29 protein-coding genes are annotated in these 26,318 nt (G+C 71.5%); 22 read left to right on the top strand and 7 right to left on the bottom strand.

The genetic code is table 11. From position 1 onward, the window contains the following. Positions 1 to 35 precede the first annotated feature (35 nt). The 10 genes from ABD709_RS19970 to ABD709_RS19925 all read left to right on the top strand — a co-directional run bounded on the left by ABD709_RS19970 (position 36) and on the right by ABD709_RS19925 (position 8,327). Positions 36 to 632 carry a TetR/AcrR family transcriptional regulator gene (locus tag ABD709_RS19970; RefSeq protein ID WP_344778780.1) on the top strand — a complete coding sequence of 199 codons (597 nt, stop codon included), beginning with the start codon at positions 36 to 38 and terminating at the stop codon, positions 630 to 632. Further along, entirely contained in the window at positions 632 to 1,858 is a 1,227-nt protein-coding gene (locus ABD709_RS19965; RefSeq protein ID WP_344778778.1) for a cytochrome P450, read from the top strand. Before ABD709_RS19970 ends, ABD709_RS19965 begins: the two co-directional genes overlap by 1 nt. After that, positions 1,858 to 2,634, top strand: a complete 777-nt coding sequence (locus tag ABD709_RS19960) for an SDR family oxidoreductase (RefSeq protein ID WP_344778776.1) — start codon at positions 1,858 to 1,860, stop codon at positions 2,632 to 2,634. Before ABD709_RS19965 ends, ABD709_RS19960 begins: the two co-directional genes overlap by 1 nt. A gap of 89 nt (positions 2,635 to 2,723) precedes the next feature. After that, the gene (locus ABD709_RS19955) at positions 2,724 to 4,031 is read left to right on the top strand and encodes a cytochrome P450 (RefSeq protein ID WP_344778774.1); all 1,308 of its coding nucleotides are present in this window, start codon (positions 2,724 to 2,726) and stop codon (positions 4,029 to 4,031) included. Continuing rightward, the gene (locus ABD709_RS19950) at positions 4,028 to 4,240 is read left to right on the top strand and encodes a ferredoxin (RefSeq protein ID WP_344778772.1); all 213 of its coding nucleotides are present in this window, start codon (positions 4,028 to 4,030) and stop codon (positions 4,238 to 4,240) included. The genes ABD709_RS19955 and ABD709_RS19950 overlap by 4 nt, the downstream gene beginning before the upstream one ends. After that, positions 4,237 to 4,878, top strand: coding sequence for a nuclear transport factor 2-like protein (locus tag ABD709_RS19945; protein ID WP_344778770.1), 642 nt, complete (start codon positions 4,237 to 4,239; stop codon positions 4,876 to 4,878). Before ABD709_RS19950 ends, ABD709_RS19945 begins: the two co-directional genes overlap by 4 nt. After that, positions 4,875 to 6,338 carry an aldehyde dehydrogenase gene (locus ABD709_RS19940; protein ID WP_344778768.1) on the top strand — a complete coding sequence of 488 codons (1,464 nt, stop codon included), beginning with the start codon at positions 4,875 to 4,877 and terminating at the stop codon, positions 6,336 to 6,338. The genes ABD709_RS19945 and ABD709_RS19940 overlap by 4 nt, the downstream gene beginning before the upstream one ends. Positions 6,339 to 6,383: 45 nt before the next feature. Next, complete coding sequence (locus tag ABD709_RS19935; protein ID WP_344778766.1) at positions 6,384 to 7,130, top strand: SDR family oxidoreductase; 747 nt, start codon at positions 6,384 to 6,386, stop codon at positions 7,128 to 7,130. Beyond that, entirely contained in the window at positions 7,130 to 7,948 is an 819-nt protein-coding gene (locus tag ABD709_RS19930) for an NAD(P)-dependent oxidoreductase (RefSeq protein ID WP_344778764.1), read from the top strand. The genes ABD709_RS19935 and ABD709_RS19930 overlap by 1 nt, the downstream gene beginning before the upstream one ends. Next, positions 7,941 to 8,327 (top strand): carboxymuconolactone decarboxylase family protein, encoded by a 387-nt coding sequence (locus ABD709_RS19925; protein WP_344778762.1) that lies wholly within the window; start codon positions 7,941 to 7,943, stop codon positions 8,325 to 8,327. Before ABD709_RS19930 ends, ABD709_RS19925 begins: the two co-directional genes overlap by 8 nt. Before the next feature lie 32 nt (positions 8,328 to 8,359). Here the strand turns inward: ABD709_RS19925 and ABD709_RS19920 are convergent, their stop codons facing one another. After that, entirely contained in the window at positions 8,360 to 8,986 is a 627-nt protein-coding gene (locus tag ABD709_RS19920; RefSeq protein ID WP_344778760.1) for a TetR family transcriptional regulator, read from the bottom strand. A 166-nt stretch (positions 8,987 to 9,152) separates the two neighbouring features. Here ABD709_RS19920 and ABD709_RS19915 point away from each other — a divergent pair, with 166 nt between their 5' ends. Genes ABD709_RS19915 through ABD709_RS19905 form a run of 3 tightly spaced genes read left to right on the top strand, consistent with a single transcriptional unit; the run spans position 9,153 to position 12,350 of the window. Further along, positions 9,153 to 10,460: a glycosyltransferase family 4 protein gene (locus ABD709_RS19915; RefSeq protein ID WP_344778758.1), complete on the top strand. Its 1,308-nt coding sequence runs from the start codon at positions 9,153 to 9,155 to the stop codon at positions 10,458 to 10,460. Continuing rightward, positions 10,454 to 11,209, top strand: a complete 756-nt coding sequence (locus tag ABD709_RS19910) for a class I SAM-dependent methyltransferase (RefSeq protein ID WP_344778756.1) — start codon at positions 10,454 to 10,456, stop codon at positions 11,207 to 11,209. Before ABD709_RS19915 ends, ABD709_RS19910 begins: the two co-directional genes overlap by 7 nt. Further along, positions 11,202 to 12,350 (top strand): prenyltransferase, encoded by a 1,149-nt coding sequence (locus ABD709_RS19905; protein WP_344778754.1) that lies wholly within the window; start codon positions 11,202 to 11,204, stop codon positions 12,348 to 12,350. The genes ABD709_RS19910 and ABD709_RS19905 overlap by 8 nt, the downstream gene beginning before the upstream one ends. Here the strand turns inward: ABD709_RS19905 and ABD709_RS19900 are convergent. Further along, positions 12,340 to 12,999, bottom strand: coding sequence for a class I SAM-dependent methyltransferase (locus tag ABD709_RS19900; RefSeq protein ID WP_344778752.1), 660 nt, complete (start codon positions 12,997 to 12,999; stop codon positions 12,340 to 12,342). The genes ABD709_RS19905 and ABD709_RS19900 overlap by 11 nt on opposite strands. 57 nt (positions 13,000 to 13,056) lie before the next feature. Between ABD709_RS19900 and ABD709_RS19895 the strand changes: the two genes are divergently transcribed. Further along, a complete protein-coding gene (locus tag ABD709_RS19895) occupies positions 13,057 to 15,027 on the top strand; it encodes an acyl-CoA dehydrogenase family protein (RefSeq protein ID WP_344778750.1) in 1,971 nt (656 codons plus the stop codon). Here the strand turns inward: ABD709_RS19895 and ABD709_RS19890 are convergent. Beyond that, positions 15,016 to 16,263, bottom strand: a complete 1,248-nt coding sequence (locus ABD709_RS19890) for an alpha/beta hydrolase fold domain-containing protein (RefSeq protein ID WP_344778748.1) — start codon at positions 16,261 to 16,263, stop codon at positions 15,016 to 15,018. The genes ABD709_RS19895 and ABD709_RS19890 overlap by 12 nt on opposite strands. A 61-nt stretch (positions 16,264 to 16,324) precedes the next feature. On the opposite strand from ABD709_RS19890, the gene ABD709_RS19885 reads away from it, so the two are divergent. Further along, positions 16,325 to 17,746: a WS/DGAT/MGAT family O-acyltransferase gene (locus ABD709_RS19885; protein WP_344778746.1), complete on the top strand. Its 1,422-nt coding sequence runs from the start codon at positions 16,325 to 16,327 to the stop codon at positions 17,744 to 17,746. A gap of 171 nt (positions 17,747 to 17,917) precedes the next feature. Here the strand turns inward: ABD709_RS19885 and ABD709_RS19880 are convergent, their stop codons facing one another. Next, complete coding sequence (locus tag ABD709_RS19880; protein ID WP_344778744.1) at positions 17,918 to 18,826, bottom strand: alpha/beta fold hydrolase; 909 nt, start codon at positions 18,824 to 18,826, stop codon at positions 17,918 to 17,920. A 34-nt stretch (positions 18,827 to 18,860) separates the two neighbouring features. Here ABD709_RS19880 and ABD709_RS19875 point away from each other — a divergent pair, with 34 nt between their 5' ends. The 5 genes from ABD709_RS19875 to ABD709_RS19855 are packed head-to-tail and all read left to right on the top strand — an operon-like array spanning position 18,861 to position 23,514. Next, positions 18,861 to 21,044 (top strand): acyl-CoA dehydrogenase family protein, encoded by a 2,184-nt coding sequence (locus ABD709_RS19875; RefSeq protein ID WP_344778742.1) that lies wholly within the window; start codon positions 18,861 to 18,863, stop codon positions 21,042 to 21,044. After that, positions 21,041 to 21,556: an FAS1-like dehydratase domain-containing protein gene (locus ABD709_RS19870; RefSeq protein WP_344778740.1), complete on the top strand. Its 516-nt coding sequence runs from the start codon at positions 21,041 to 21,043 to the stop codon at positions 21,554 to 21,556. Before ABD709_RS19875 ends, ABD709_RS19870 begins: the two co-directional genes overlap by 4 nt. Beyond that, a complete protein-coding gene (locus tag ABD709_RS19865; protein ID WP_344778738.1) occupies positions 21,553 to 21,960 on the top strand; it encodes a Zn-ribbon domain-containing OB-fold protein in 408 nt (135 codons plus the stop codon). The genes ABD709_RS19870 and ABD709_RS19865 overlap by 4 nt, the downstream gene beginning before the upstream one ends. Continuing rightward, positions 21,957 to 22,349, top strand: coding sequence for a MaoC family dehydratase (locus tag ABD709_RS19860; protein ID WP_344778736.1), 393 nt, complete (start codon positions 21,957 to 21,959; stop codon positions 22,347 to 22,349). Before ABD709_RS19865 ends, ABD709_RS19860 begins: the two co-directional genes overlap by 4 nt. After that, a complete protein-coding gene (locus ABD709_RS19855) occupies positions 22,342 to 23,514 on the top strand; it encodes a lipid-transfer protein (RefSeq protein WP_344778734.1) in 1,173 nt (390 codons plus the stop codon). The genes ABD709_RS19860 and ABD709_RS19855 overlap by 8 nt, the downstream gene beginning before the upstream one ends. A 3-nt stretch (positions 23,515 to 23,517) precedes the next feature. Here the strand turns inward: ABD709_RS19855 and ABD709_RS19850 are convergent, their stop codons facing one another. After that, complete coding sequence (locus ABD709_RS19850) at positions 23,518 to 24,009, bottom strand: cupin domain-containing protein (RefSeq protein ID WP_344778732.1); 492 nt, start codon at positions 24,007 to 24,009, stop codon at positions 23,518 to 23,520. A gap of 36 nt (positions 24,010 to 24,045) precedes the next feature. On the opposite strand from ABD709_RS19850, the gene ABD709_RS19845 reads away from it, so the two are divergent. Then, a complete protein-coding gene (locus ABD709_RS19845; RefSeq protein ID WP_344778730.1) occupies positions 24,046 to 24,534 on the top strand; it encodes a DinB family protein in 489 nt (162 codons plus the stop codon). Positions 24,535 to 24,546: 12 nt separating this feature from the next. Here the strand turns inward: ABD709_RS19845 and ABD709_RS19840 are convergent, their stop codons facing one another. Next, positions 24,547 to 25,311, bottom strand: coding sequence for a L,D-transpeptidase family protein (locus ABD709_RS19840; protein ID WP_344778728.1), 765 nt, complete (start codon positions 25,309 to 25,311; stop codon positions 24,547 to 24,549). A 28-nt stretch (positions 25,312 to 25,339) separates the two neighbouring features. Here ABD709_RS19840 and ABD709_RS19835 point away from each other — a divergent pair, with 28 nt between their 5' ends. Then, positions 25,340 to 25,726, top strand: a complete 387-nt coding sequence (locus tag ABD709_RS19835; RefSeq protein WP_344778725.1) for an MmcQ/YjbR family DNA-binding protein — start codon at positions 25,340 to 25,342, stop codon at positions 25,724 to 25,726. Positions 25,727 to 25,917: 191 nt separating this feature from the next. Here the strand turns inward: ABD709_RS19835 and ABD709_RS19830 are convergent, their stop codons facing one another. Next, a complete protein-coding gene (locus ABD709_RS19830) occupies positions 25,918 to 26,247 on the bottom strand; it encodes a GIY-YIG nuclease family protein (RefSeq protein ID WP_344778723.1) in 330 nt (109 codons plus the stop codon). Positions 26,248 to 26,318 lie beyond the last annotated feature (71 nt).

Here is a 26,318-nt window from a genome sequence, read left to right as displayed (position 1 = left end):
TTGCAGTATCCAGCGGTCGTCGCTAAGGTGGACACATGTCCAGCCAGATGTCCGAGGCGCCGCGCCAGGGGCTCAACCGGCGGCAGGCCGAGACCGTCGACCGGCTGCTCGCGGCCGGGCTGGAGGAGCTGCGAGCCGTCGGCCACGAGGCGCTGACGATCCGGACCGTCGCCCAGCGCGCCGGCGTGTCCCCGGCGACGGCGTACACCTACCTCGCGTCCAAGAACCACCTGTTCGCCGAGCTGTTCTGGCGGCACCTGGCCGACGACCCCGGCGCACACTCGTCGGGATCCGGTGACGCCACCAAGCGCGTCCAGGCGGCGGTGCGGGCGACGGTCGACCGGATCGTCGCCGAGCCCGAGCTCGCCGCGGCAGTGACGCCCGCCCTGCTCGGCAGCGACCCCGACGTGGAGCGGCTCCGGCTGCGTATCGGCGGTGAGTTCCTGTCGCGGTTCGAGACGGCACTGACCGGCGCCGACCACCCCGACCAGCCGGCCGACCCGGCCGTCCTGGAGGTGCTCGTCCTGGCGTTCTCCGGCGCCCTGCTCCAAGCCGGGATGGGCGTGATGACCTACGACGCGATGGCCGACCGGCTGGAGTCCGCCGTCGCCGTGATCCTGCGGGGGAACTGATGACGACCTCGACCACCGCCCCGGTCTTCGATCCCTACGACTACGCGTTCCACGAGGACCCCTATCCGCTCTACGCCCGGCTGCGCGACGAGGACCCCGTCCACCACGCCGCGGCCGACGACCTCTGGGTGATCTCCCGGCACGCCGACGTCTACGACGTGCTCCGTGACGACACCCGGTTCTCCAACCGGATGGGCGTCTCCCTCGACGCGAGCGCGTGGAACGCCGACGCGCACCGGGTGATGAGCTTCCTCGCGCTCGACGGCGACCAGCAGTCGCGGATCCGCAAGCTGGTCTCCAAGGCGTTCACCCCGCGCCGGGTCCGTGAGCTGGCACCGCAGGTGCAGCGACTGACCGAGCACTACCTGGAGCGCACCTTCGCCGCCGACGCCAGGGACGGGGAGGCGGACTGGATCGCCGAGTTCGCCGGCAAGCTCCCGATGGACGTCATCTCCGAGATGATGGGCGTGCCCGAGCCCGACCGGGACGAGGTGCGCCGGCTCGCCGACCTGCTCGTGCACCGGGAGGTCGGCGTGCGCGACGTCCCGCCCGCGGGGATGGAGGCCGCGATCGCGATCTTCGGCTACCTCTCCGACCTGGTCACTACGCGCCGGAAGACGGAGTCGGCCGACCTGACCTCGGCGCTGCTGCGGGCCGAGGTCGACGGGGACCGCCTGGAGGACCACGAAGTCATCGCGTTCCTGCTGCTGATGATCGTGGCCGGCAACGAGACCACGACCAAGCTGCTCGGCAACGCGCTGTTCCACCTCGCCGCGACGCCGGACCAGAAGGCCGAGGTGATGGCGGACGCCGACCGGGTGCCCGTCTGGGTCGAGGAGACGCTGCGCCATGACACGTCCAGCCAGATGCTCGCCCGGTACGTCGCCGAGGACGTCGAGCTGCACGGGCGCACCATCCCGGCCGGTGCCAAGGCGCTGGTGCTCCTCGGCTCGGCCAACCGCGACGAGCGCGTCTTCACCGATCCGACGCGCTTCGATCTCCATCGGGACAAGGACGAGCTGAGCAAGAGCCTGAGCTTCGGCACGGGCCGGCACTTCTGCCTGGGCGCCAACCTCGCGCGGCTGGAGGCGCGGGTCGTGCTCGACGAGCTGGTGCGACGGGTCAGCGACTTCGAGGTCCACGCCGACCGGGCCGTACGGGTCCACTCGACCAGCGTGCGCGGCTTCGCGCAGCTACCGGTCAGCTTCAGGACGAGGGGCGCCTGATGGGCAGGTACGACCAGCCCGACCGGCGGCCCGCCGTCGTCGCGGGCGCCTCCTCCGGGATCGGCGCGGAGACCGCCAAGGCGCTCGCCGCCGCCGGGTTCCCGGTGGCGCTCGGTGCCCGCCGGGTCGAGCGCTGCGAGGAGCTCGCCGCAGAGATCCGCGCCGAGGGCGGCGAGGCCGTCGCCCACGCGCTCGACGTCGCCTCGGAGGGGTCGGTGGCCGAGTTCGCCGCCAAGGCCGCGGCCGACCTCGGCGACGTCGAGGTGGTGGTCAGCAACGCGGCGTTGATCGGGCCTGGTGCGCTCCTGGACACCGACACCGACCGGCTGCGGCAGGAGCTCGAGGTCAACGTGGTCGGTCCGCTCCGGCTGGTCCGGGCGTTCGTGCCCGGCATGGTCGAGCGCCGGCGGGGCGACATCGTGTTCGTCTCCTCCGACACCGCCGTGCGGCCGCGCCCGATGATGGGCGGCTACAGCGCCACCAAGTCCGCGCTCGAGGGCCTCGTCGGGTCGCTGCAGATGGAGCTCGAGGGCACCGGGGTTCGCGCCTCGGTGGTGCGGCCCGGCCCCACCTGGAGCGAGATGGGCATGGACTGGGACCCGGACGCAGCGGCCGACGTCCTCAACTCGTGGGTCAAGTGGGGCCATGCCCGGCACTCCCACTTCCTCAAGGCGCACGCGATCGCGGCCGCCATCACCACCGTCGTCAGCGCGCCGCGAGGCGTGCACATCAGCCCCGTCGACGTGAACCCCGAAGCTCCAGTGGAGGACGGATGAAGGATCTCGATACGCCGCCTCGTTCCTCGGCGGCTACTCGATCAGCGATACCTGAGGTGTCGATGGTTCTCGACGACCGGGATCCCCGCGTGCCGGAGATCATTCGTGGCACCGGGCACCTGCCCGAGATGCGGGTGGACCCGATCGGGCTGTTCCACCGGGTCCGCGAGGAGTGCGGTGACGTCGGCCGGTTCCGGTTGGCCGACAAGGACGTCGTGCTGGTCACCGGGGCCGAGGCCAACGAGGCGTTCTTCCGCGCGCCCGACGACGTGCTGGACCAAGCGGCGGCCTACCCCTTCATGACCCCGATCTTCGGGAAGGGCGTCGTCTTCGACGCCTCGCCCGAGGAGCGGCAGCAGATGCTGAAGAACCAGGCGCTGCGCGGCGACATGATGCGCGGTCACGCGCAGACGATCGAGGCCGAGATCCGCCGGATGGTCGCCGACTGGGGTGACGAGGGTGAGATCGACCTGCTCGACTTCTTCGCCGAGCTGACGATCTACACGACGTCCTCGTGCCTCATCGGGCGACCGTTCCGCGAGCAGCTGGACGGCTCGTTCGCCGAGATCTACCACCGGCTCGAGCACGGCACCGACGCGATCGCCTACGTCGACGCGTACGCCGACATCGAGAGCTTCCGGGTGCGGGACCAGGCCCGGGAGGAGCTGGTCGCCAAGGTGCAGGCGATCATCAGCGCCCGCGTGGCCAAGGGGGAGACGCCGAAGGAGGACCGCGACCTGCTCGACGTCCTCATCGCCGTCGGTTACGACGCCGACATGGTCACCGGCATCTTCATCTCGATGATGTTCGCCGGCCACCACACCTCGTCCGGAACGGCGAGCTGGGCGATGATCGAGCTGATGCGGCACCCCGACGTCATGGCCGACGTCGTCGCCGAGCTCGACCAGCTGTACGCGGACGGGTCCGAGGTGTCCTTCCAGGCGCTGCGGGCCATCCCGGTGCTGGAGTCCGCGCTCAAGGAGACCCTGCGCCTGCACCCGCCGCTGATCATCCTGATGCGCCTGGTCCAGCAGGACTTCGAGCTGCTCGGCCGGACCCTGCCCCAGGGCACGGTGATCGCGGCGTCGCCGCGGGTGTCGAACCGGATCGAGGCCGACTTCCCGAAGGCCGACGAGTTCGACCCCGGCCGCTACGTCGACCCGCGCCAGGAGGACCTGCAGAACCGCTGGACCTGGATCCCGTTCGGCGCCGGGAAGCACCGCTGCGTGGGCAACGCCTTCGCGATGATGCAGATGAAGGCGATCTTCTCGGTGATCCTGCGCGACTTCGAGTTCGAGCCGGCGCAGCCGCTCGACTCCTACCGCGACGACTTCACCAAGATGGTGATCCAGCTCGAGCAGCCCTGCCGCGTCACGTACCGGCGGCGTTCGCGATGAGCTTCAAGGTCGTCGCCGACACCGGCATCTGCCAGGGCCACCAGCTCTGCCAGGGCGAGGCCCCCACCGTCTTCGGCTTCGACGACGACGCCGACACGGTCGTCGTGCTCGACGAGCACCCGGACGCGTCGTTGCGTGCCGACGTGCAGACGGCCGTCAAGTACTGCCCCGCATTCGCACTCTCCATCGAAGAAGAGGACCGAGCATGAGCGACCTGTCCCGGGCCGAGATCGAGGAGTTCTGGGACTCCTGGCTCGACGTCAACCGCAAGGCCGAGGCGAGCGGCGACTGGCGGCCGATGGCCGAGTGGTACGCCGAGGACGCGACCTACGGCTGGATGTACTCACCCGACGAGCACTTCATGGCCGTCGGCCGCGACCAGATCCGGGACTGGGCGATCGGCATCGAGATGGACGGGCTCGACGGCTGGCACTACGACTACGTGTGCACCGTCATCGACGACCGGAAGGCGATGGTCATCGGCTTCTGGAAGCAGCGCTCGGGCATTCTCAAGGACGACCAGGACCCTACGCTCGGCGAGTACGAGATCCTCGGGCTCGGCGGCTCCTGGTTCGGCCTGAAGCGAGTGCTCGACGGCCCCGATGCGGGGCAGGTGAAGATCGACTGGCAGCGCGACTGGTTCGACATGCCGTCGACCGCGCACACGTTCCTGCAGATCATCGAGGCCGGGAAGGCGCCGGAGACGCTGCTCAAGAGGATGGCGGTCACCGGGCACGACGTCCCCGGCCACTACCACTACGACGAGCTGCCCTCGACGGTCTGGCCGCCGCCCGTGGAGCGCGGCGACCACGTGACGCAGGCCCCGGCCCGGAAGGGATCGGCATGAGCACGCTCACGAACCCGCCGGCCCAGCAGCTCGTCGACGGCAAGCTGACCGGCGCGAGCGACGGGGCGACGTACGAGATCCTCAACCCGGCCACCGGGGAGGTGATCGGGCTTGCGCCCGACAGCACCGCCGACGACGTCGATGCCGCGATCGCCGCCGCCCGCCGGGCCTTCGACGAGAGCGACTGGTCGACCGACGTCGCCCTCCGGGTCCGCTGCCTCCGGCAGCTGCACCAGGCGCTGCTCGACCACGCCGACGAGTTCCGTGCGCTGACGACCGCGGAGGTCGGCATGCCGGGCTTCATGATGGGCGCGGCCGGCTTCGACGTGCCGGTCGACGGGCTGAGGTGGGTGACCGACCTGCTGGAGTCCTACGAGTGGGAGACCGACCTCGGCGAGGCCAGCCCGATGGGGATCCCGTCCCGGCGGACGGTGCTGCGCGAGCCGATCGGCGTGGTCGCCGCGATCACCCCGTGGAACGTGCCCAACCAGATCAACCTCGCCAAGGTCGGCCCGGCGCTCGCGGCCGGCTGCACGGTGGTGCTCAAGCCCGCGCCGGACACCCCCTGGGTCGCCTGCGAGCTCGGCCGGTTCGTCGCCGAGCACACCGACATCCCGGCCGGCGTCTTCAACGTCGTGACGCCGCGGGCCAACGAGGTCGCCGCGAAGCTCACCACCGACCCACGGGTCGACATGGTGTCCTTCACCGGGTCGACGGCGACCGGCCGGGCGATCATGGCCGCCGCGGCCCCGACCCTGAAGAAGGTCTTCCTCGAGCTCGGCGGCAAGTCCGCCGCGATCGTGCTCGACGACGCCGACGTCAACGCGGCCGCCGGCGCCACCGCCTTCGCGGCCTGCATCCACGCCGGCCAGGGCTGCGCGATCACCACGCGCCTCGTCGTCCCGCGGGAGAAGTACGACGAGGCCGTCGCCACCGCCGCCGCGACCATGGAGTCGATCGGCGCCAAGGACCCCGCGGACCCCGGCGCGATCTGCGGACCGGTGATCTCGCAGGCCCAGCGCGACCGGGTCGAGGGCTACCTGCGGCTCGCGGAGGAGGAGGGCGGCCGGATCGTCACCGGCGGCAAGGTGATCGACCAGCCGGGCTTCTGGGTCGAGCCCACCGTCGTCGCCGGCCTCGACAACTCCTCGACGCTCGCGCAGGAGGAGATCTTCGGGCCGGTCCTCGTGGTCATCCCGCACGACGGCGACGACGACGCGGTCCGGATCGCCAACGACTCGGCCTACGGCCTCTCCGGCTCCGTCGACTCCGGCGACCTCGGTCGCGCCAAGGCCGTCGCCAAGCGGATCCGGACCGGGACCCTCGCCGTCAACGGCGGCGTGTGGTTCAGCCCCGACGCACCGTTCGGCGGCTACAAGCAGTCCGGCCTCGGCCGGGAGATGGGCGTCGCCGGGTTCGAGGAGTACCTGGAGACCAAGACGCTGGCGTTCCCGGCGTGAGCCGGCGTCTCGAAGCCCGATCAGCAAGCAGATGAGAGGCATGAAGTGAGATTCAAGGACAAGACCGTCGTCGTCACGGGCGCGGCCCAAGGCATCGGGGAGGCCTATGCCAGGGCCCTCGCGGCGGAAGGGGCCAACGTCGTCGTCGCGGACGTCAACGCCGAGGCGGGGGAGCAGGTCGCGAAGCAGATCGCGTCCGACGGGGGCAGCGCGATGTTCGTGAGCTGCGACGTGTCCTCCGCGGAGTCGGCGGCCGCCCTGGTCGAGCAGGTCGAGGCGGCGTACGGCGGGATCGACGGCCTGGTCAACAACGCCGCGATCTACGGCAGCATGCAGTTCGACCTGCTGATCAGCGTCGACTGGGACTACTACAAGAAGTTCATGGGCGTGAACATGGACGGCGCGCTGGTGATGACCCGTGCCGTGTACCCCTCGATGCAGAAGCGCGGCGGTGGCGCGATCGTCAACCAGTCGAGCACCGGCGCCTACCTCTACTCGGGCTTCTACGGTCTCGCCAAGGTCGGCATCAACGGCCTCACCCAGCAGCTCGCACACGAGCTGGGCGGCATGGGCATCCGGGTCAACGCCATCGCGCCGGGACCGACCGACACCGAGGCGACCCGGACCCAGGCCGGCGACGCGGCCAAGGAGATGGTCAAGAACCTCGCGCTCAAGCGGATGGGCAAGGTCGAGGACATGGTCGGCGCCTGCCTGTTCCTGCTGTCCGAGGAGTCGGCGTGGGTGACCGGCCAGATCCTGGCGGTCGACGGCGGCCAGACCTTCCGGCTCTGATGAACATGATGAGGGCAGGGTTCGTCGGCCTCGGCAACATCGGGAAGCCGATGGCGCTGCGGCTCGCCGCTGCCGACGACATCGAGCTCTGGGTGTACGACGTCGCGCCCGAGCCGGTCGCCGAGCTGGCGGCGGCGGGCGGCAAGCCGGCCGCGTCGGTCGCGGACCTCGCGCGCGAGGTCGACGTGCTCTGCGTGATGGTGCGCGACGACGAGCAGGTGCGCGCCGTTGCCGAGGACGTCGATCCGGGGACCGTCCTCGTCATCCACTCCACGGTCGCCCCCGCGACCCCGGCCGACCTGGCCGCCCGCGGGCTGTCGGTGCTCGACGCCCCCGTCAGCGGTGGGCCGATGGGCGCTGCCGACGGCTCTCTCGCGATCATGGTCGGGGGGCCGGAGGACGCGTTCGCCGCGGCCCGCCCAGCACTGGAGGCGATGGGCTCGAAGGTCGTCCACGCGGGCGACCTGGGCGCCGGCACGCGGATGAAGCTGGCGCGCAACCTGATCCACTTCGTGTCCTTCACCGCGGTCACCGAGGCGCAGCGCCTCGCCGAGGCCGCCGGTCTGGACCTGGTCGCGCTGGGCGAGGTCGTGCGCCACACCGACGCCGTCACCGGAGGGCCGGGCGCGATCATGTACCGCGACACGACCGCGCCGATCCCGGAGGGCGACTTCTGGCGCGGCGTGTTCGACCACGTGCGGGCGCTGGGGGAGAAGGACCTGGCGCTGGCGATCTCACTCGCCGACGAGCTCGGCGTCGACGTACCACTGGCGCGCGAGGCGCTGCCACGACTGGGAGAGGGGCTGGGCCTTGAGTGACCAGGGCAAGTTCGACGACCTGCCGGAGGTGCGGCGCAGGGGCCTGGAGAAGATGGAGCAGGTCTACGGCTTCGAGATGTCCGACGGCGAGGGGGACTTCTTCGGCTACACCGTGGAGCACCTGTTCGGCGACATCTGGCAGCGGCCGGGCCTCTCCGACCGCGACCGCCGGCTGTTCCTCATCGGGATGCTGGTCGGCCAGCGCGCCGACGACGTGCTCGGCATCCAGGTGCCCGCCGCGCTCGCCAACGAGGAGCTCACCGCCGAGCAGCTGCGCGAGCTGGTGATCCTCGCGTGCCACTACGACGGCTGGCCGAACGGCTCGCGGTTCAACTCCGTCGTCGAGGCCGCGATCGGGAAGGCGCAGAAGCCGAGCTGATGGGCCGGGCTGCTGGGGGCGACCGGTCGAGGTCAGTCGCGCAGGATCAGGTGCACCGCGGTGTCCATGTGGGCCGCGGTCTCCTCGGCCTTGGAGCGGCCGGTGACCCAGCCGACGAGGGCCGAGAGCCAGACGTCGCCGATCACGCGGGCGATGGCGATCTGCTCGTCGGTGATCGTGGACTCGTCCACCGGGCCGCCGTGCATCGCGTGCGTCACGATCGCGGTCATCGACATGCCCACCGAGTGAATGCCCTCGGAGACGCTGCTGTCGGCGAACATGAACGCCCGGGTCAGCGCCTCGGTGAGCTTCGGGTCGCCCTGCATGCCGCGGGTGAGCCGCTTGAGCACGTAGAGCACCCGGTCGGCGCTGGTGTCGCCGGGGATCTCACGCGCGTTGAGGCGCTGCGCGGCCTCGACGAACTGCTGGTCGAGCGCGGAGACGAGCAGGTGGATCTTGGACGGGAAGTAGCGGTAGAGCGTGCCGAGGGCGACCTCGGCCTTCTCGGCGACCGCGCGCATCTGGACGGCGTCGAAGCCGCCCTCCTTGGCGAGGGCGTAGGTCGCGTCGAGGATCCGCTTCCGGCGGTCGCGCTGCGCGCTCGAGCCGTTGTCCGCGGTGCCCGCGGTGCTCTCGCTGAGCTGGTTGGCGGTGGTCACGACGTCTCCTCGGATCCCGGTGCGCGTTCGGCTGCTGCCTTGGCTTCGGCATTGGTTCGGTGCTGGCCGTTAGGCTACCGACAGGTAGCGCGTGATAGAAACACGTTCCAATTCGTGTCGTCGGCCCGGTCGGGCGCGCGCCCGTGAGCAGAGAGAAGGGTCGAGCATGCGGATCGCGATGCTGTCCTACCGCAGCAAGCCGCACGTCGGCGGCCAGGGCATCTACATCCGCCGGCTCACGCGCGAGCTCGTGGCGCTCGGCCACACCGTCGAGGTCTTCTCCGGCCAGCCCTACCCCGAGCTCGACGAGGGCGTCACGCTGACCAAGGTTCCTAGCCTGGACCTCTACCGGCCGGGCGACGAGTTCCGCAACCCGGCGCCGGGGGAGTTCCGCGACCTGGTCGACCTGCAGGAGTGGCTGCTGATGCGCAGCGGCGCCTTCCCGGAGCCGCTGACCTTCGGCAAGCGGGTCCTCAAGCTGCTGCGCGACCGCCGCGACGACTTCGACATCGTCTTCGACAACCAGACCCTCGCGTCGTCCCTGCTCGAGGTCGAGGACGCCGGCCTGCCGCTCGCGGCCACGATCCACCACCCGATCACGATGGACCGCGCGATCGAGCTCGAGACCGCGCCCTGGGTACGGCGGAAGGCCGGCTCGCGCTGGCGGGTCGAGCTGCCCAAGATCGGCGTCTGGCGCTGGTACTCGTTCCTGGCCGAGCAGAAGCGCACCGCTCCGCGGCTGCGCCGGGTGATCGTGCCGTCGGAGTCCTCCAAGCGCGACGTGGTCCGCGAGTTCGAGGTCGACGGCGACCGGATCGAGACGATCCTGCTCGGCGTCGACGACCGGTTCGCGCCGCCGACCGAGCCTCGCGTCCCCGGACGGATCCTCGCCATGGCGAGCGCCGACGCGCCGCTCAAGGGCATCCACATCCTGCTGGAGTCGTTCGCCAAGCTGCTCACCGAGCGCGACCTCGAGCTGGTCCTGGTGACCAAGCCCAAGGAGGGCGGCGTCACCGAGAAGCTCATCAACCGGCTCGGCATCGCCGGGAAGGTGCGGTTCGCCAACGGCCTGACCGACGACGAGCTGGTCGCGCTGATGGGCTCGGCGGAGCTGGCCTGCGTGCCGTCCCTCTACGAGGGCTTCTCGCTGCCGACCGCCGAGCTGATGGCCTGCGAGACCCCGCTCGTGGTGTCGCGCGCCGGTGCCATCCCGGAGGTCGTCGGCCCCGACGGTCTCTGCGCCGACGTGGTCGAGCCGGGTGACGTCGGAGCGCTGACGACCGCCATGGCCGCCCTTCTCGACGACCCCGAGCGGCGCGCCCGGATGGGCGCTGCCGGCCGCCGACGGGTCAAGGAGCTCTTCAGCTGGAGCGCCGTCGCCGCGCGGACCGCCGAGGTCCTCGAGGACGTCATCGCCGAGTTTCGAGGCGCGCAAGCGCGCACCTCAACCACCGAGGAGACTGAGGAATGCTGACCGTTGACTTCGACCGCCTGGGCCTGCGGCCCGGCGACCGGGTGCTCGACATGGGCGCCGGCGCGGGCCGGCACAGCTTCGAGATGTACCGCCGCGGCGCGGACGTGATCGCGTTCGACATGGACGCCGAGGAGCTCGAGCGGGTCCGCGACCTCTTCGTCGCGATGGAGCAGGCCGGCGAGGTGCCCGTGGGCGCCGAGGCGGACGTCAAGCAGGGCGACGCCCTCGCGCTGCCCTTCGCCGACGGGGAATTCGACCGGATCGTCGCGGCCGAGGTGCTCGAGCACATCCACGCCGACGTCGACGCGATCCGGGAGCTGATCCGGGTGCTGCGACCCGGCGGCACCCTGGCGATCTCGGTGCCCCGCTGGCTGCCCGAGGTCGTCAACTGGAGGCTCTCCGACGACTACCACAACGCCGAGGGCGGGCACATCCGCATCTACACCGACCACGAGCTCATCGACAAGGTCACGAAGGGCGGCCGGTCCAACGACGGCACGCCGGGTGACGCGATGGTCTTCATGGGCAAGGACTACGCGCACGGGCTGCACTCGCCGTACTGGTGGATCAAGTGCGCGGTCGGCGTCGAGAACGACGAGCACCCGCTCGCGAAGGCGTACCACCAGCTGCTCGTGTGGGAGATCATGAAGCAGCCCACCGTCCTCAAGCTCGCCGGCAAGGTGCTCGACCCGCTCATCGGGAAGAGCATGGTCCTCTACTTCCGCAAGCCGGGGCCGGTGCATGACTGAGAGCGAGATCGCGCTCGCGAAGCTGCCGTACGTCGACGGGCTGCTCACCGCGGAGCAGGTCGCCGAGACCGCGGCGTCGATCGCGGCGATGCAGGAGGACTGCGGCTCCGTGCCGTGGACCGTCGGCGAGCACACCGACGTCTGGAACCACGTCGAGGCCGCGATGGCGATGCTGGTCGGCGGCCAGGTGACCGCCGCCGAGCGCGCCTACGCGTGGATCCCGACGATCCAGCGTGCCGACGGCTCGCTCCCGATGAAGATCGTCGGCGGCGAGGTCGTGGACGCGCGTGGCGAGGTCAACATGTCGGCGTACTTCGCGGTCGGCCTCTGGCACCACTGGTTGGTGCGGCGGGACATCGGCTTCGTGCAGCGGTACTGGCCGACGGTGCGGGCGGCTCTGGACTTCGTCGTGTCGCTGCAGGAGGCGTTCGGCGGGATCCGCTGGACGCCGGTCGACGACTTCTGCCTGCTGACCGGCTGCTCGAGCATCTACCACTCGCTGCGCGCCGGCGTCGCGCTCGCCGACCTGCTCGACGACCCGCAGCCGGAGTGGGAGCTCGCGGGCGGGCGGCTCGCCCACGCGATCCGCCACCACCGCGACCTGTTCGCCGACAAGTCGACGTTCTCGATGGACTGGTACTACCCGGTGCTGGGTGGCATCGTCCGCGGCGACGACGCGCGCGAGCTGCTGCGCTCCCGGTGGGACGAGTTCGTCGTGCCCGGCCTCGGGATCCACTGCGTCGACACCAACCCGTGGGTCACCGGCGCCGAGACGTGCGAGCTGGCGATGGCGCTGGACGCGATCGGCGACCACGCCACGGCCCTGACGCTGGTCAGGGACATGCAGCACCTGCGCGCGGAGAACGGCGAGTACTGGACCGGCTGGGTGTACGGCGAGACGCGCGGCTCCGACGAGGTCGTCTACGGCCCGACCGGTGCCGAGCCCCGCAACGTGCACTGGCCCGACGAGCGGACGACGTACACCGCCGCGGCCGTGGTGCTGGCCGTCGACGCGCTGGGGGAGACCTACGGCCACGCGACGCCGGGCTCCGGGATCATGCGGGGCACCTCGCTCGCCCCGCACTTCGAGGAGCTCGCGCTGGAGTGCGACTGCCCGTCGGGCGACCGCGTCAGCTCCTGACCCGTCTGAGGATCCGCATCGAACCGACCGCCTCGACCTCCTCGAAGCGGCCGCTGTCGAGCGCCGGCAGGTAGATCTGCTCGTAGGGCGGCCGGCCACCGTCGGCGGGGTCGGGGAAGACGTCGTGGATGGCGAGGTAGCCGCCCGGCATGACGTGCGGTGTCCAGCCCTCGTAGTCGGCGCGAGCGGGCTGCTCGCCGTGCCCGCCGTCGATGAAGAGCAGGCTGAGCGGCGTGCGCCAGAGTGCCGCGACGGTGGCCGACTGCCCGACGACCGCGACGACGTGGTCCTCGAGCCCGGCGCGGGCGAGATTCCTGCGGAACTCGCCGAGGGTGTCCATCAGGCCGAGCTCGGGGTCCACCACGGTCGGGTCGTGGTGCTCCCAGCCGGCCTGGTTCTCCTCCGAGCCCCGGTGGTGGTCGACGGTGAACACGACGCCGCCGGGCGTCCCGACCTCCCGGGCCGCCGCCCCCAGGTAGATCGCGGACTTGCCGCAGTAGGTGCCGACCTCGAGCGCCGGCCCGTGGGGGAGCCGCTCGCGGGCCACGCGGTGCAGGAGCTCGCCCTCCTCGGGGGGCATGAAGCCCTTGGCGTCGAGGGCGTGCTGGAGCAGGTCGGACGGAATCCGGTCGGACGAGGTGTCGGGCACGCCCCGACTCTAGTAAACTGGAACGTGTTCTAGTTCGACCGACCACCGAGGAGCCCGATGTCGATCGCAGTTTCCGACGACCAGGTCGAGCTGGCCGCCAGCCTGCGCAAGTGGGCGGCGAGCCTGGGTGCGATCGAGGCCGTCCGGGCCGCGGCGGAGGACCCCGGCGCGCGCTTCGACGACGTGTGGGGTGCCGTCGAGGAGATGGGCGTGCACGCGATCGCGGTGCCGGAGTCGGCCGGCGGCGGGGGCGGGACGGTGGTCGACCAGTCGATCGCCCTGGAGGCCTGTGCCTACGAGCTGGTGCCGGGCGGGCTGCTCGGCGCTGCCGTGGGCTCCCTCGTCAGTGGCACGCCGGGCCGGCACGCGGTGCAGGTGTTCCCGGGCGGGGTCGTGTGGGACGGGGGCACCGGGACGGGTCTCGACCTCAGCACCCGGCACGGCGCGGCGGGCGAGGGCGACGGGCTGGACGACCGCGGTCGTCGTACGGCGATCACGTTGGCGGCCGCGGAGGCCTCCGGCGTCGCGCGGTGGTGCCTGGACACCGCGGTGGAGTACGCGAAGGTGCGCGAGCAGTTCGGAGCCCGGATCGGGTCCTTCCAGGCGGTCAAGCACCTGTGCGCCGAGATGCTGGAGACCTGCGAGGCGGTGACCGCCGCGGCCTGGGACGCCGCGGTCGCGGCCGATGCCGGCGACGACGAGCAGTGGGCGTTCGCGGTCGACGTGGCGCTCGCGACCTGCTTCGACGGAGCCGTGGAGGTCGCCAAGGGCTGCGTCCAGGTGCTGGGCGGGATCGGCTTCACCTACGAGCACGACGCGCACCTCTACCTGCGCCGCGGGCTGTCGCTGCGGGCCCTGGTCGGCTCCGCCGACGACGCCGCGGAGCGGATCACGGCGGCGGCGACGTCCGGCGTACGACGACGCGTGGACCTCGACCTCGACGGCCTGGACGAGCCGATCCGGCCCGACATCCGGGCCGAGGCCGAGCGGGTCGCGGCGCTGCCGGAGGGCGAGCGCCGCGCGGAGCTGGTCGAGGACGGGTACCTGACGCCGCACTGGCCCGCGCCGTACGGCCTGGGCGCGGACCCGGTGACCCAGGTCGTCATCGACCAGGAGCTGGCGCGGGCCGAGGTCGAGCGTCCGGACCTGGTGATCGCGGGCTGGGCGGTGCCGACGATCCTGCAGCACGGGACCGACGAGCAGCGGGAGCGGTTCGTGCGCCCGTCCCTCCTCGGCGAGATCACCTGGTGCCAGCTGTTCTCCGAGCCGGGCGCCGGCTCCGACCTGGCCTCGCTGCGGACCCGCGCCGAGCGGGTCGACGGCGGCTGGTCGCTGACCGGGCAGAAGGTGTGGACGTCGGTGGCCGAGCGCGCGGACTGGGCGATCTGCCTCGCGCGGACCGACCCGGACGTGCCGCAGCACAAGGGGATCACCTACTTCCTCGTCGAGATGCGCACCGCCGGCATCGAGGTGCGGCCGCTGCGCGAGATCACCGGCGAGACGCTGTTCAACGAGGTCTTCCTCGACGAGGTGTTCGTGCCCGACGAGTGCGTGGTCGCCGAGCCCGGCGACGGCTGGCGGCTGGCGCGGACCACCCTCGCCAACGAGCGCGTCGCGATGGCCGGCGCGCGGCTGGGGAAGAGCGTCGAGCGGGCGGTCGACCTGGCCTCCACCGGCGACCTCGGGCCGGTCGGCCGGGTCGCGGTCGGGCACGCGGTCGCCCTGGCGACCGTGTGCGGGCTGCTCGGCGTACGGACGACGATGCGGGCCATCGGCGGCCACGGACCCGGCCCGGAGTCGAGCGTGGCCAAGCTGCTCGGCGTACGCAGCCGTCAGGACTCCTCCGAGCTGGTGGTGAAGCTCCAGGGCGATGCGCTGGCCCTCGTCGGCGAGGTGGCCCGCGACGAGCCGGGCCTGACCGCCGACGTCTGGGAGATGCTCAACACCCGCTGCCTGTCCATCGCCGGCGGCACCACCCAGATCCTCCGGAACGTTGCCGCCGAGCGGATCCTCGGCCTACCCCGCTGAGGCGGTCTCCCGGCGCCAGGTCGTCCAGTGGTGGTTGAGGTAGCGCTCGATCGCGTGGACGACCTGCTGGGAGCGGATCGACGGGAACACGTCGAAGGCGTGCTGGGCGCCAGGGAGCTCGGCGTACACGACCGTCCGCTTGGAGATCTCGCGCAGCTTGGCCACGAACTGGCGTGCCTGGCCGACCCCGACGAGGGTGTCGTGCGAGCCGTGCAGCACGAAGAAGTCCGGTGCGTCCGGCGTGATCCGCAGGATCGGCGAGGCCGCCTCGTAGACGTCCGGCGCGTCCGCGTACCGCTTCCTCATCACGCGCGGCCCCATGAACTTGTCGCGCATGAGGGCGACGTTGCGGATGCCGGTGACCCCTGCGAGGTCGTAGACCCCGTAGTGGGGGACCGCGACCTGGACCGTGGTGTCCGCGTCCTCGAACCCCTCCTGGAACGCGGGGTCGTTCGGCGTGAGGGCCGCGAGGGCGCTCAGGTGGCCGCCGGCGGAGCCGCCGGTGATCGCGAGGTACGACGGGTGGCCGCCGTACTCGTGGATGTGCTCCTTGATCCAGGCGATCGCCGCCTTGACGTCGGTGATCTGGGCGGGCCAGGGATCACGCGGCGCGAGCCGGTAGTTGATCGCGACGCAGACCCAGCCGCGGGTGGCGAGGTGCTGCATCAGCGGGATGCCCTGCTGGTCCTTGGTGCCGATCACCCAGGCGCCGCCGTGCACCTGGAGCAGCACCGGTGCGCCCTCGGCCGGGGTGGCGTCCGAGGCGTAGACGTCGAGCATGCCGCGCTTGCCGTACGGCGCGAACTCGATGTTGTGGTGGACCCTCACGCCGGCGCGCTTGCCCGCGCGGCGCATGGCGAAGGGGTTGACCAGGCTGCGCCACTGCGTCGCGACGGCAGCCGGGGTCGGCTCCGCCTCCAGCTGCTCCATGTAGTCGACGCCCAGCCCCTCGACCAGCGCGTCCTCGGCCTCCTTCCCGACCGCCCGGCTCTGGGCGATCAGGTAGCCGAGCCCGACCGCGGACCCGGCGGCGAGCGCCAGGCCGAGCTTGTCGCGCCGGCCCCGCGCGAGCTGGGCAGCGGTGTCCGCCGTGGTGAGCGCGAGGATGTGCGGCGCGAGCTCACCGGTCAGCCAGCCGGCGAAGAACGCCGGGATGCCGGCACGGAAGCCCGGGAGCGGTCGGATCGCGTTGGCGGTGAGGGCCGCGGTGACCGCGCGCCGTCGTACGAAGCCCATGACGTGAGACTAACCGCCTCGTTGGGCGATACTGGAACCTGTTCCACCGAGGAGGTCAGGTATGGACCGGCTGTCGGGGCTCGACGCGAGCTTCCTCTACCTGGAGACGCCCGCACAGCTGATGCACGTCTGCGCGGTGATGGTGCTCGATCCGAGCACGATGCCCGAGCCGTACAGCTTCGACCGTCTGCAGAGCGCGCTCGACGGGCAGGTGCGAGACGTCCCGGAGTTCACCCGGAAGCTCCGCCGTGTGCCGCTGCGGCTCGACCACCCGATCTGGGTGCGTGATCAAGGCTTCGACATCGAGAGGCACGTCCACCGGCTCGCGCTCCCGTCGCCGGGCGGTTACGACGAGCTGGTGAGCCTGTGCGCGCACCTCGCAGCACTGCCGCTCGACCGCTCCCGCCCGCTGTGGGAGATGTGGGTGATCGAGGGCTACCGGCCGGACGGCGAGGACGGTGTCGAGCAGGTCGTCGTCTTCACGAAGATCCACCACGCGACCGTCGACGGCGTCTCGGGCGCGAGCCTGATCTCGCACCTCTGCTCGCTCGAGCCGGAGGCCGAGCCGATGGGCGAGGCGAAGGCCAGGTTCGGACGTGACCCGGGATATCCGGAGCTGCTCGGCAGGAGTCTGATCGGTACGGCGACGAGGCCCCTCACGCTCGCGAAGGTGCTCAAGCCGTCGGCCCAGATCGTGACCCGCAGCATCGCTCGCGCGCGCGCCGGGACGGCCATGGCGGCGCCCTTCTCGGCTCCGCGGACCTCGTTCAACGGCACCATCACCGGGCACCGCACCATCGCCCTTGCCGACGCCTCCCTCGACGAGATCCGCGAGATCAAGCGCGCGACGGGCACGACGGTCAACGACGTCGTGCTCACCCTCGCGGGCGGTGCTCTGCGCGCCTACCTCGAGGAGCGCGGCGAGCTGCCGTCCACCTCGCTGCTGGCGACGGTGCCGGTGAGCGTCCGCGAGTCCTCCCAGCGGGAGGGCGGGGCCAACAAGGTCTCGGCGCTGTTCACCAAGCTGGGCACCGACATCGAGCACCCGCTGGAGCGGCTGCAGATGCTCGCCGAGCGCAACCGGAACGCCAAGGAGCACCACAAGGCGATCGACGCCGACACGCTCCAGGACTGGGCGGAGTTCGCCGCGCCGCGCACCTTCGGGCTCGCGGTGCGCACCTACGCCAACCTGCGGCTCGCCGAGAAGCACCCCGTGGTCCACAACCTGGTGATCTCCAACGTGCCCGGCCCGCCGATGCCGCTCTACTTCATGGGCGCCCGGATCGCCGCTCTCTACCCCCTCGGACCCGTCTTCCACGGCGCCGGCCTCAACATCACGGTGATGTCCAACGCCGGCGAGGTGCACATCGGCGCCATCGCCTGCCGCGAGTCGGTACCCGACGCCGACGCCCTCGTCCGCCACTTCCCGAAGGAGCTCGAGCGCCTCCGGAAGCAGGTTGAATCGAAGGTCGCTAGCAGTTGATTCGAAGGTCTGTCGTGGTCGAATCGATGGTCTGTACGGGGTGAGTCGACGATCGGTGCGAGCGCGCCGCACGGATCTTCGATTCACCGTCAACCGATCTTCGATTCAACCTCGACCGATCATCGATTCAACGGCGACGGGGCTTTGATTCAACCCCGAGAGACCTTCGATTCAACGGCGGCGGAGGTCGCGGCGGCGGGCGTTGACGGTGGCGACGGCCTCGAGGAAGCCGGGGACGAACCGCTCGGCGCCGAGCACGCAGGCGGCGTGCCCGTCCTCGACCTCGTGCACGGTCGCGCCGGGGATGGCGCGGGCCAGGGCGTACTGGCGCGCCGTCGGGACCACCCGGTCCCGCGTGTTCACGACGACAGCCGTCGGCACGTCGATCCGACCCAGCCAGGGCCGCGAGTGGTGCCGGCCGAGCGCGGCGAGCGCCTGGCCGACCGCCCACGGGCTGGTCGAGCGGAACTCCCGCAGCGCCCAGGCCTGGATGTCCGTCGGCTCGAGGTCGACCCGCTCGGCAGCGGCCCGCGCGGCGCGGACGGCTGAGCGGGACCGCGAGAGCTCCCGGGTCGCGAGCATCGTCGCGCCCATGCCCGCGAAGAAGAAGCGCTCGTACGGCGTGCGCTGGAAGCGGTCCGTCGACGCCGCGAGCACCAGCCCCTGGAGGCAGTCGGGGTGCTGCCGCCACACGCGCTGGGCGACGATCGAGCCCATCGAGTAGCCGGCCACGATCACGTCCTCGAGCCCTAGCAGGCCGATCAGGGCCGCCACGTCGTCCGCGCAGTCCACGAGCGAGAACTCCTCGCTCCGGATGCCCTGGCCGTGCCAGCGCAGGTCGAGGGTGACCACCCGGAACCGCTCGGACAGCGGCTCGATCGCCGGGAACCACGTCAGCAGCCCGGTGCAGCCGAGCGCGTGCAGCAGCACGACCGTCGGAGAGTCCGGGCTCGGCCCTGCCGTGTCCGTGACGTACGTCGACCCGCCCCGCCCGGGCAGGTCGACCATCCGGCCCTCGGGGATCGGCACGTCCGGGACGTCGATCCGGTTCCGGACGACGTCGAGCGGCAGGACCCCCATGCGCCGCATACTAGAACACGTTACAGTTCTGCTCGTGGATGCTGTGGCACAGAGCGAGTCCCTCGAGGCCGTCCGCTCCGTCGTGACCGACCTGCTCGGCCGCGAGGACCGGGCCGGCGACTGGTCCGCGTGGGCGGGAGCGGGCCTCACCGCGCTGCCGGTCCCCGAGGAGCACGGCGGCGACGGGCTCGGCCTGCCCGAGGTCGCCGTCCTGCTGCGCGAGGCTGGTCGTGCCGCGGCGCGGGTACCTGCCTGGGAGACGCTCTGCTGCGGCGCGCTCACGCTCGCCGCGCACGGGAGCGAGGCCCAGCGCTCCGGCCTGCTGGCCGCCGTGGCTTCGGGGGAGACGGTCCTCACGCCGGCACTGCACGACCCCCACGGTACGACCACGACCTTCGCCGACGGCGCCGTGACCGGCCGCAAGACGGGGGTGACCTACGCAGAGACCGCGGCCCGGCTGCTCGTGACCGCGCGCGACGGCGACCGCGAGGTCGTCGCCCTGATCGACCCGAACGATCCCGGCGTCACGCTGCTCGCCGCCTCCGCGTCGAGCGAGGTCCCCCAGCACACCGTCGTGCTGGACGGCGCGTCGGCCGAGCTGCTCGGCGACGGTGCGGCGGCCTACCTGCGCCAGGTCGCCGCCGGGGGCCTCGCCGTCACGGCGGCGGGCGTCCTGGCGGGTGCGCGCGACCTCACCGCCGTCTACGTCAAGGGACGGCGCCAGTTCGGACGCTCCCTCGCCGAGTTCCAGGCCGTCAGCCTGCAGATGGCCGACGTCTACGTCGCCTCACGCACGCTCGACCTCGCCGCCGACAACGCCGTGGCCCGGGTGTCCGCCGGTCTCCCGGCGACGTCCGACCTCGCGGTGGCCGGCTACTGGGCGAGCCGCGTGGCGCCGTACGCCCTCCGCACCTGCCACCACCTGCACGGCGGCATGGGCGTCGACGTCACCTACCCCCTGGTCGGCTTCACGACGTGGGGCACCGACCTCGCGCACGCGCTCGACACCAACGGCGCCGACGTGCCGGTCGAGGCCGCGGACGAGAAGAACCTCGAGCTGTCCGAGGACCAGCGCGCGCTCAAGGACCGGCTGCGCGGCTACTTCGCCGGCCTGTCCGAGGAGTTCGGGCACCTCGACGACCCCGACCCGGTCGAGGGTGCCTGGGACCGGCACGGCCCGTCCTACGAGCGCCTGATCAAGCAGCTCGGGAGCGACGGCTGGATGGGCGTCGGCTGGCCCGAGGAGTTCGGCGGCCACGGCCTCGGCGAGGTCGAGCAGACGATCTTCGCCAACGAGGCGCAGTACGCCGACGTGCACCTGCCGTCCGTCACGCTGCAGACCGTCGGCCCGACGCTGATCCGCTACGGCTCGCAGAAGCAGAAGGAGATGTTCCTCCCGCGGATCCTCGCCGGCGACGTGCACTTCGCGATCGGCTACTCCGAGCCCGACGCCGGGACCGATCTCGCGTCGCTGCGCACCACGGCCCGGCGGGACGGCGACGAGTTCGTCGTCAACGGGCAGAAGATGTGGACCACCGGCGGCCACCAGGCCGACTACGTCTGGCTCGCGGTCCGGACCGACCCCGACGCGCCCAAGCACAAGGGCATCTCGATCCTCATCGTCGACACCCGCGACCCGGGGTACAGCTGGACGCCCATCATCACCGCCGACGGCTCGCACCACGTCAACGCGACCTACTACAACGACGTCCGGGTGCCGGCCGACATGCTCGTCGGCGAGGAGAACCAGGGCTGGCGGCTGATCACCACCCAGCTCAACCACGAGCGGGTCATGCTCGGCCCGGCCGGCCGGATCGAGGGCCTGCGCGACCGGGTCGCGACCTGGGCGGAGACCGCCGGCGTACGCAACGAGCCCGACGTCGCCGAGCTGCTCGGCAAGGCCACCGCGGTCTTCCGCGTCAACGAGCTCCTGAACTGGCAGGTCGCGCGCCAGGCGGCCGCGGGCGAGGTCGAGGTGGCCGACGCGTCGGCGACCAAGGTGTTCGCGTCCGACCAGGTCCAGCACCTGCTCGCCGACCTGATCTCGCTCATCCACCGGTACGGCGATCCCGCCGACCCGCCAACGAAGGACCTGATCGACTACCTGGACGCCCAGGCGAAGCGGAACCTGGTGCTGACCTTCGGCGGCGGCGTGCAGGAGGTGCAGCGCGAGCTGATCGCGATGTTCGGGCTCGGGCTGCCGAGGGTGCCGCGATGAGCACGACGCAGGACCTCGTGGCCGCCGACGTGCACGAGCGGATCATGGCGGAGGCCGAGCGGCTCGAGGCGCTCGGCGAGGCGTCGGAGTCGCTGGCTCCTTACCCGGTCAACCAGCCGACGATCGGCACCTGGCTGGACGCGATGGACTACGACAACGAGCGGTTCCGCAACGGCGAGGCCCCGCCGTCGATGGCGCAGGTGTGGACGATGCCCGGCCTCGGCCGGCGGCGGCCGGACGACGACCCGCTGAGCAAGATGATGGAGGTGCTGACCCGCGAGGGCTTCACCGCCGTCCTCGGGACCAACTGCGAGCAGACCTACGAGCGCTACCTGCGGGTCGGCGAGCACGTCCGGGTCACCTCCGCGCTGCACGCGGTCGCCGGCCCGAAGAACACCGCGATGGGCGTCGGCTACTTCGTGACCTCGCGCAACACCTGGTACGTCGGCGAGGAGAAGGTCGCGACCATGCTGTTCCGGGTGCTCAAGTTCATCCCGAGGGAACGCGCATGACCGCCGCGATCCGGCCGATGGTCAACCGCGACTCGGCGTACTTCTGGGAAGGCACCCTGAAGGGCGAGCTCCGCATCCAGTCCTGCAACGCCTGCGGGGTGCTGCGGCACCCGCCCGGCCCGGCCTGCCCGGAGTGCGGCGCCCTGGACCGCGGCTACGTCGTGGCGTCCGGGCTCGGCACGGTCTTCTCCTACGTCGTGCACCGGCACCCGCCGGTCCCGGGCAAGGAGCTGCCGATCGTGATCGCGCTGATCGACCTCGACGAGGGCGTGCGGATGATCGGAGAGGTGGTCGGCGACGGCGTCGCCGAGATGGTCGCCATCGGGACCAGGCTGCGGGTCGACTTCAACCGCGTCGACGACGACCTGGCGATGCCGATCTGGCACGTCGAGGAGGGGCGATGAGGACCATCGAGACCGGCCAGCAGATCCCGGAGTGGAGCCTGCCGATGACGCCGACGACCATCGTGAGCACCGCGATCGCGACCCGGGACTGGCAGGACGTCCACCACGACCGGGACGTCGCGCAGGCGGCCGGGTCCAAGGACATCTTCATGAACATCCTGACCAGCAACGGCCTGGTGGAGAAGTACGTCGCCGACTGGCTCGGGCACGACTGCGAGCTCGCGGGCATCGCGATCCGGCTGGGGGCACCGGCGCACCCCTACGACACGCTGACGTTCAGCGGCACGGTCGGCGAGATCGCGGACGGAATCGCGACGATCGACGTCGTCGGACGGGTCTCGCTCGGCGACCACGTCACCGGCACGGTGAAGGTGCGCTGCGATGGCTGACGACCGACTGAGCGGCCGCGCCGCGATCGCCGGCATCGGCGCGACGGAGTTCTCCAAGGAGTCGGGCCGCTCCGAGCTGCAGCTCTCGGTCGAGGCCGTCCAGCACGCGCTCGCCGACTGCGGGCTGACGGTCGCCGACGTCGACGGGCTGACCACCTTCACCATGGACACGTCCTCGGAGATCGCCCTGGCCCGCGAGCTGGGGATCGACGAGCTGCGGTTCTTCAGCCGGATCAACTACGGCGGCGGAGCCGCCTGCGCCACGGTGCAGCAGGCCGCGATGGCGGTCGCGACCGGGGTCGCGGACGTGGTCGTCGCCTACCGCGGCTTCAACGAGCGCTCGGAGTCGCGGTTCGGTCAGTTCTCGGTCGCCGCGGCCACGCAGGTCAACACCAACGGCCTCGACAACGCCTGGACCTACCCGATGGGCCTCGGCACGCCGGCAGCGACGGTCGCGATGCAGGCGCGGCGCTACATGCACGAGTACGGCGCCACGTCCGAGGACTTCGGCCGGGTCGCGGTCGCGGACCGGCGGCACGCCGCGAACAACCCCAACGCGTTCTTCCACGGCAAGCCGATCACGCTCGAGGACCACCAGGCCTCGCGGATGATCGTCGACCCGCTCCACCTGCTCGACTGCTGCCAGGAGAGCGACGGAGCCGTGGCGCTGGTCGTCACCTCGGCCGAGCGTGCCCGCGACCTGAAGCAGCGGCCGGCGTACATCGCCGCTGCGGCGCAGGGGAGCGGCCGCGACCAGTTCGTGATGACGTCCTACTACCGCGACGACATCGGCATCCCCGAGATGGGCGTCGTCGGCCGCGAGCTGTGGCGCCAGTCGGGGCTCACGCCGGGCGACATGCCGATGGCGATCCTCTACGACCACTTCACGCCGTACGTCCTCATGCAGCTGGAGGAGCTCGGCTTCTGCGGCCGCGGCGAGGCGAAGGACTTCGTCAAGGACGGCGCGATCGAGGTGGGCGGCCGGCTGCCGCTGAACACCCACGGCGGCCAGCTCGGCGAGGCCTACATCCACGGCATGAACGGCATCGCCGAGGGCGTGCGGCAGATCCGCGGCACCTCGGTCAACCCTGTGGCCGACGCGCACCACGTGCTCGTCACCGCCGGCACGGGGGTGCCGACGAGCGGCCTGGTGCTGTCGGCCTGAGGCTCACTCCACCCAGAGGTTGTCGTGCTCGACCATGAAGGCGGTCAGCTCGTCGTGCGACCACTCCTCGCCGCCGGCAAGCCGCTGCAGCCCTTCGAAGTAGGCCTCGCGAGGAGCACCGGGCGCGAAGTGCAGCAGCATCGAGGCCTCGGCACCTGACTCGTTCCGGAAGCCGTGCAGGCCTCCCGGCGGCACGTGGATGAAGTCGCCCGACGTCGCGGTCACCCAGCCGTTGCCGTCGTAGACCCGCACCTCGCCGGCGAGGATGTAGAACGACTCGGCGATGGTGCGGTGGAAGTGCGGGCCGGGGCCGCTCGGAGCGCCAGAGAAGTCCCAGCGGTAGAGGCCGAACAGCCCAGCCGTCGACTCACCCGTGGCCAGGTAGCTGACCCGGTTGCCGTCCGGGTAGACGAGGTCCGGCTCCGCGCCGGCGGGGCGGACCCACGCCGAGACCTCGCCGGAGTCGCCGTCGTAGAGCGGGGGAGGGTAGGACATGCGCTCACCGTACGGCGGGTCGATAGCCTGCGCGGCGTGAGCAGCGAAGATCCGGACACCACCGCCTCCGAGCGGAAGACCCTGGCCGACCTCCTGGCCGGCAACCGGGACGAGATCCTCGCCCTGCTCGACGGGCTCACCGAGGAGCAGGCGCGCCGCAGTCTCGTCCCGTCGCTGACCACGCTCCTCGGCCTGGTCAAGCACGCGTCGTTCGCCGAGCAGGTCTGGTTCCACGTCACGCTCCAGGGGCGCACGCGTGCCGAGCTCGGCGTGCCCGTGACCGTCGACGAGAGCTTCACGCTGACCGACGACGACTCGATCGCATCCGTCAGCGAGACGTTCCGCCGGGTGTGCACGGAGTCCGACCGGATCGCGTCCGAGCACTCCCTGGACGACACGGGCGACCACCACCGGCTGGGTGCGGTGAGCGTGCGCTGGATGTACGGCCACATGATCGAGGAGCTCGCCCGGCACGCCGGGCACGGCGACATCCTGCGCGAGCAGATCCTCGCCGCCGACGGCTGATCCGGCGCCCGCTCAGGTGTCCTGGACGACCCGCGGGTCGGCGCCCGGGCGCAGCCAGGTGAGCAGCCAGTGCATGTCGTCGGGGTCACCGACCTGGGTGCAGCCCTCGGTCGGCGACCACCGGGCTCCGGGCCGCGAGGTGTGGTAGAAGATCCCGCTGCCTGCGTCGGGCACCGGCGCCGGCCCCGCGCCGGGCTGCAGCCTGACGTTGTTGTAGTCGACGACGAAGCCCCACCGCATCGCTGGCCGGTTGCCGTCGGTGCGTCCGGGCTCCTCGATCCAGGTGTTGTAGAGCGGGCCGTCCTCGTCGGTCACGTTGGACGTCGGCAGGCGGCGCCGCCACGGCATCCGGCCCGGGTTCGCCTCCGAGGTGGAGAAGGTGACCTTGATCCGGTAGACGCCGATCGGCGTACCGAAGTCGTCCTGCTTCTCCTTGCCCCACCCGCCCGAGGCGATCGACGAGCGGAACTCACGCACCAGCCGCCAGCCGTCGGCGCCGCGCGCCCAGGCCTGCGTGATCGTGCACCATGGCTTCGTGCACCACCGGTCGCTGGAGACGGTACGGACCACCTGGGTGGTGTCAGCCGGCACCTCGTCGGCCCAGGAGGGCTGCGGGTAGCTCGCGGTGGTCGGTGCCGAGGTCGGCACCCGGTGGGTGCCGTGCGCGGATCGCGTGTCCTTGGCGGGGCTCGGCTGCGCTGCCGGCGACTGGTCCGCGCACCCGGCAGCGCAGGCCAGCAGTGCCGCCAGCGCCGCGATCGTCCGGGTCGCCCCCATGGGCTCGATCGTCGCATAGCCTGCACGGGTGGACCTCGACAATGCCGCTGCGCTCGCGCGCTCGCTCCCCGGTGTCGAGGAGGGCGAGCGCCGCGGAACGCTCACGTGGTCCGTCGGTGGCAAGACGTTCGCCTGGGAGCGCGGCTACAGCAAGGCCGACATCCGCCGCTTCGGCGACGACCCCTACCCGCAGCCGCCGCTCGTCGCGGTCCGCACCGCCGGCCTCGCCGAGAAGGAGGCGCTGCTCGCCAGCAGCTCACCCGCGGTGTTCACCATCGAGCACTTCAACGGCTACGCCGCCGTCCTCGTCGAGCTCGCCGCGGTCAGCGACGACGAGCTGCGCGAGGTGCTCGTCGACGGCTGGTCGCTCTACGCCCCACCCGACGCCCTCGCCGAGTACGACGCCCGCGGGTAGCCATCACCGGTCGTTGAGGTGCGAGACGACCCAGCGCCGGGGAGGGCGTCGGTGGTTGAGGTGCGAGGCGCCCCAGCGCCGGGGAGGGCGCCGGTGGTTGAGGTGCGAGGCGCCCCAGCGCCGGGGAGGGCGCCGGTGGTTGAGGTGCGAGGCGCCCCAGCGCCGAGCCTCGAAACCTCCGGCGCACCCGGTCAGGAAGGATCCGTCTCGACCTGCTGACGTGCGAGCCGCTCCTGGACGGCCGGACGTCGGGACAGGTCCGGCAGGCGCTCCCACTCGCCCCGGATCAGCGCCTCCCTCTTGCGGCGGTTCCAGCCCTGGACCTGCTTCTCGAACGCGAACGCGTCCTCGACGCGGTCGTAGAAACAGCTCCAGACCAGCTCGACAGGCCGGCGGCGGCGCGTGTAGGCCGCCCCCAGCTCGTCGCTGTGGTTGTGCTGCCACAGGCGGCCTTCGAGGTCGACGGTGCTGCCGACGTAGTAGGTGCCGTCAGCGCAGCGGAGCAGGTAGGTCCAGGCCATCGTGGTTGCTCGTTTCTGTCGGGGCCGGGGGTTTCGAGGCTCGGCGCTGGGGCGCCTCGCACCTCAACCAC

The sequence above is a fragment of the Nocardioides panacisoli genome (assembly GCF_039537325.1).
In the GTDB taxonomy this organism is placed as follows: Bacteria; Actinomycetota; Actinomycetes; order Propionibacteriales; family Nocardioidaceae; genus Nocardioides; species Nocardioides panacisoli.
Note: the sequence above shows the minus strand (reverse complement) of the source record. Positions and strands in the feature narration are given on the sequence as shown.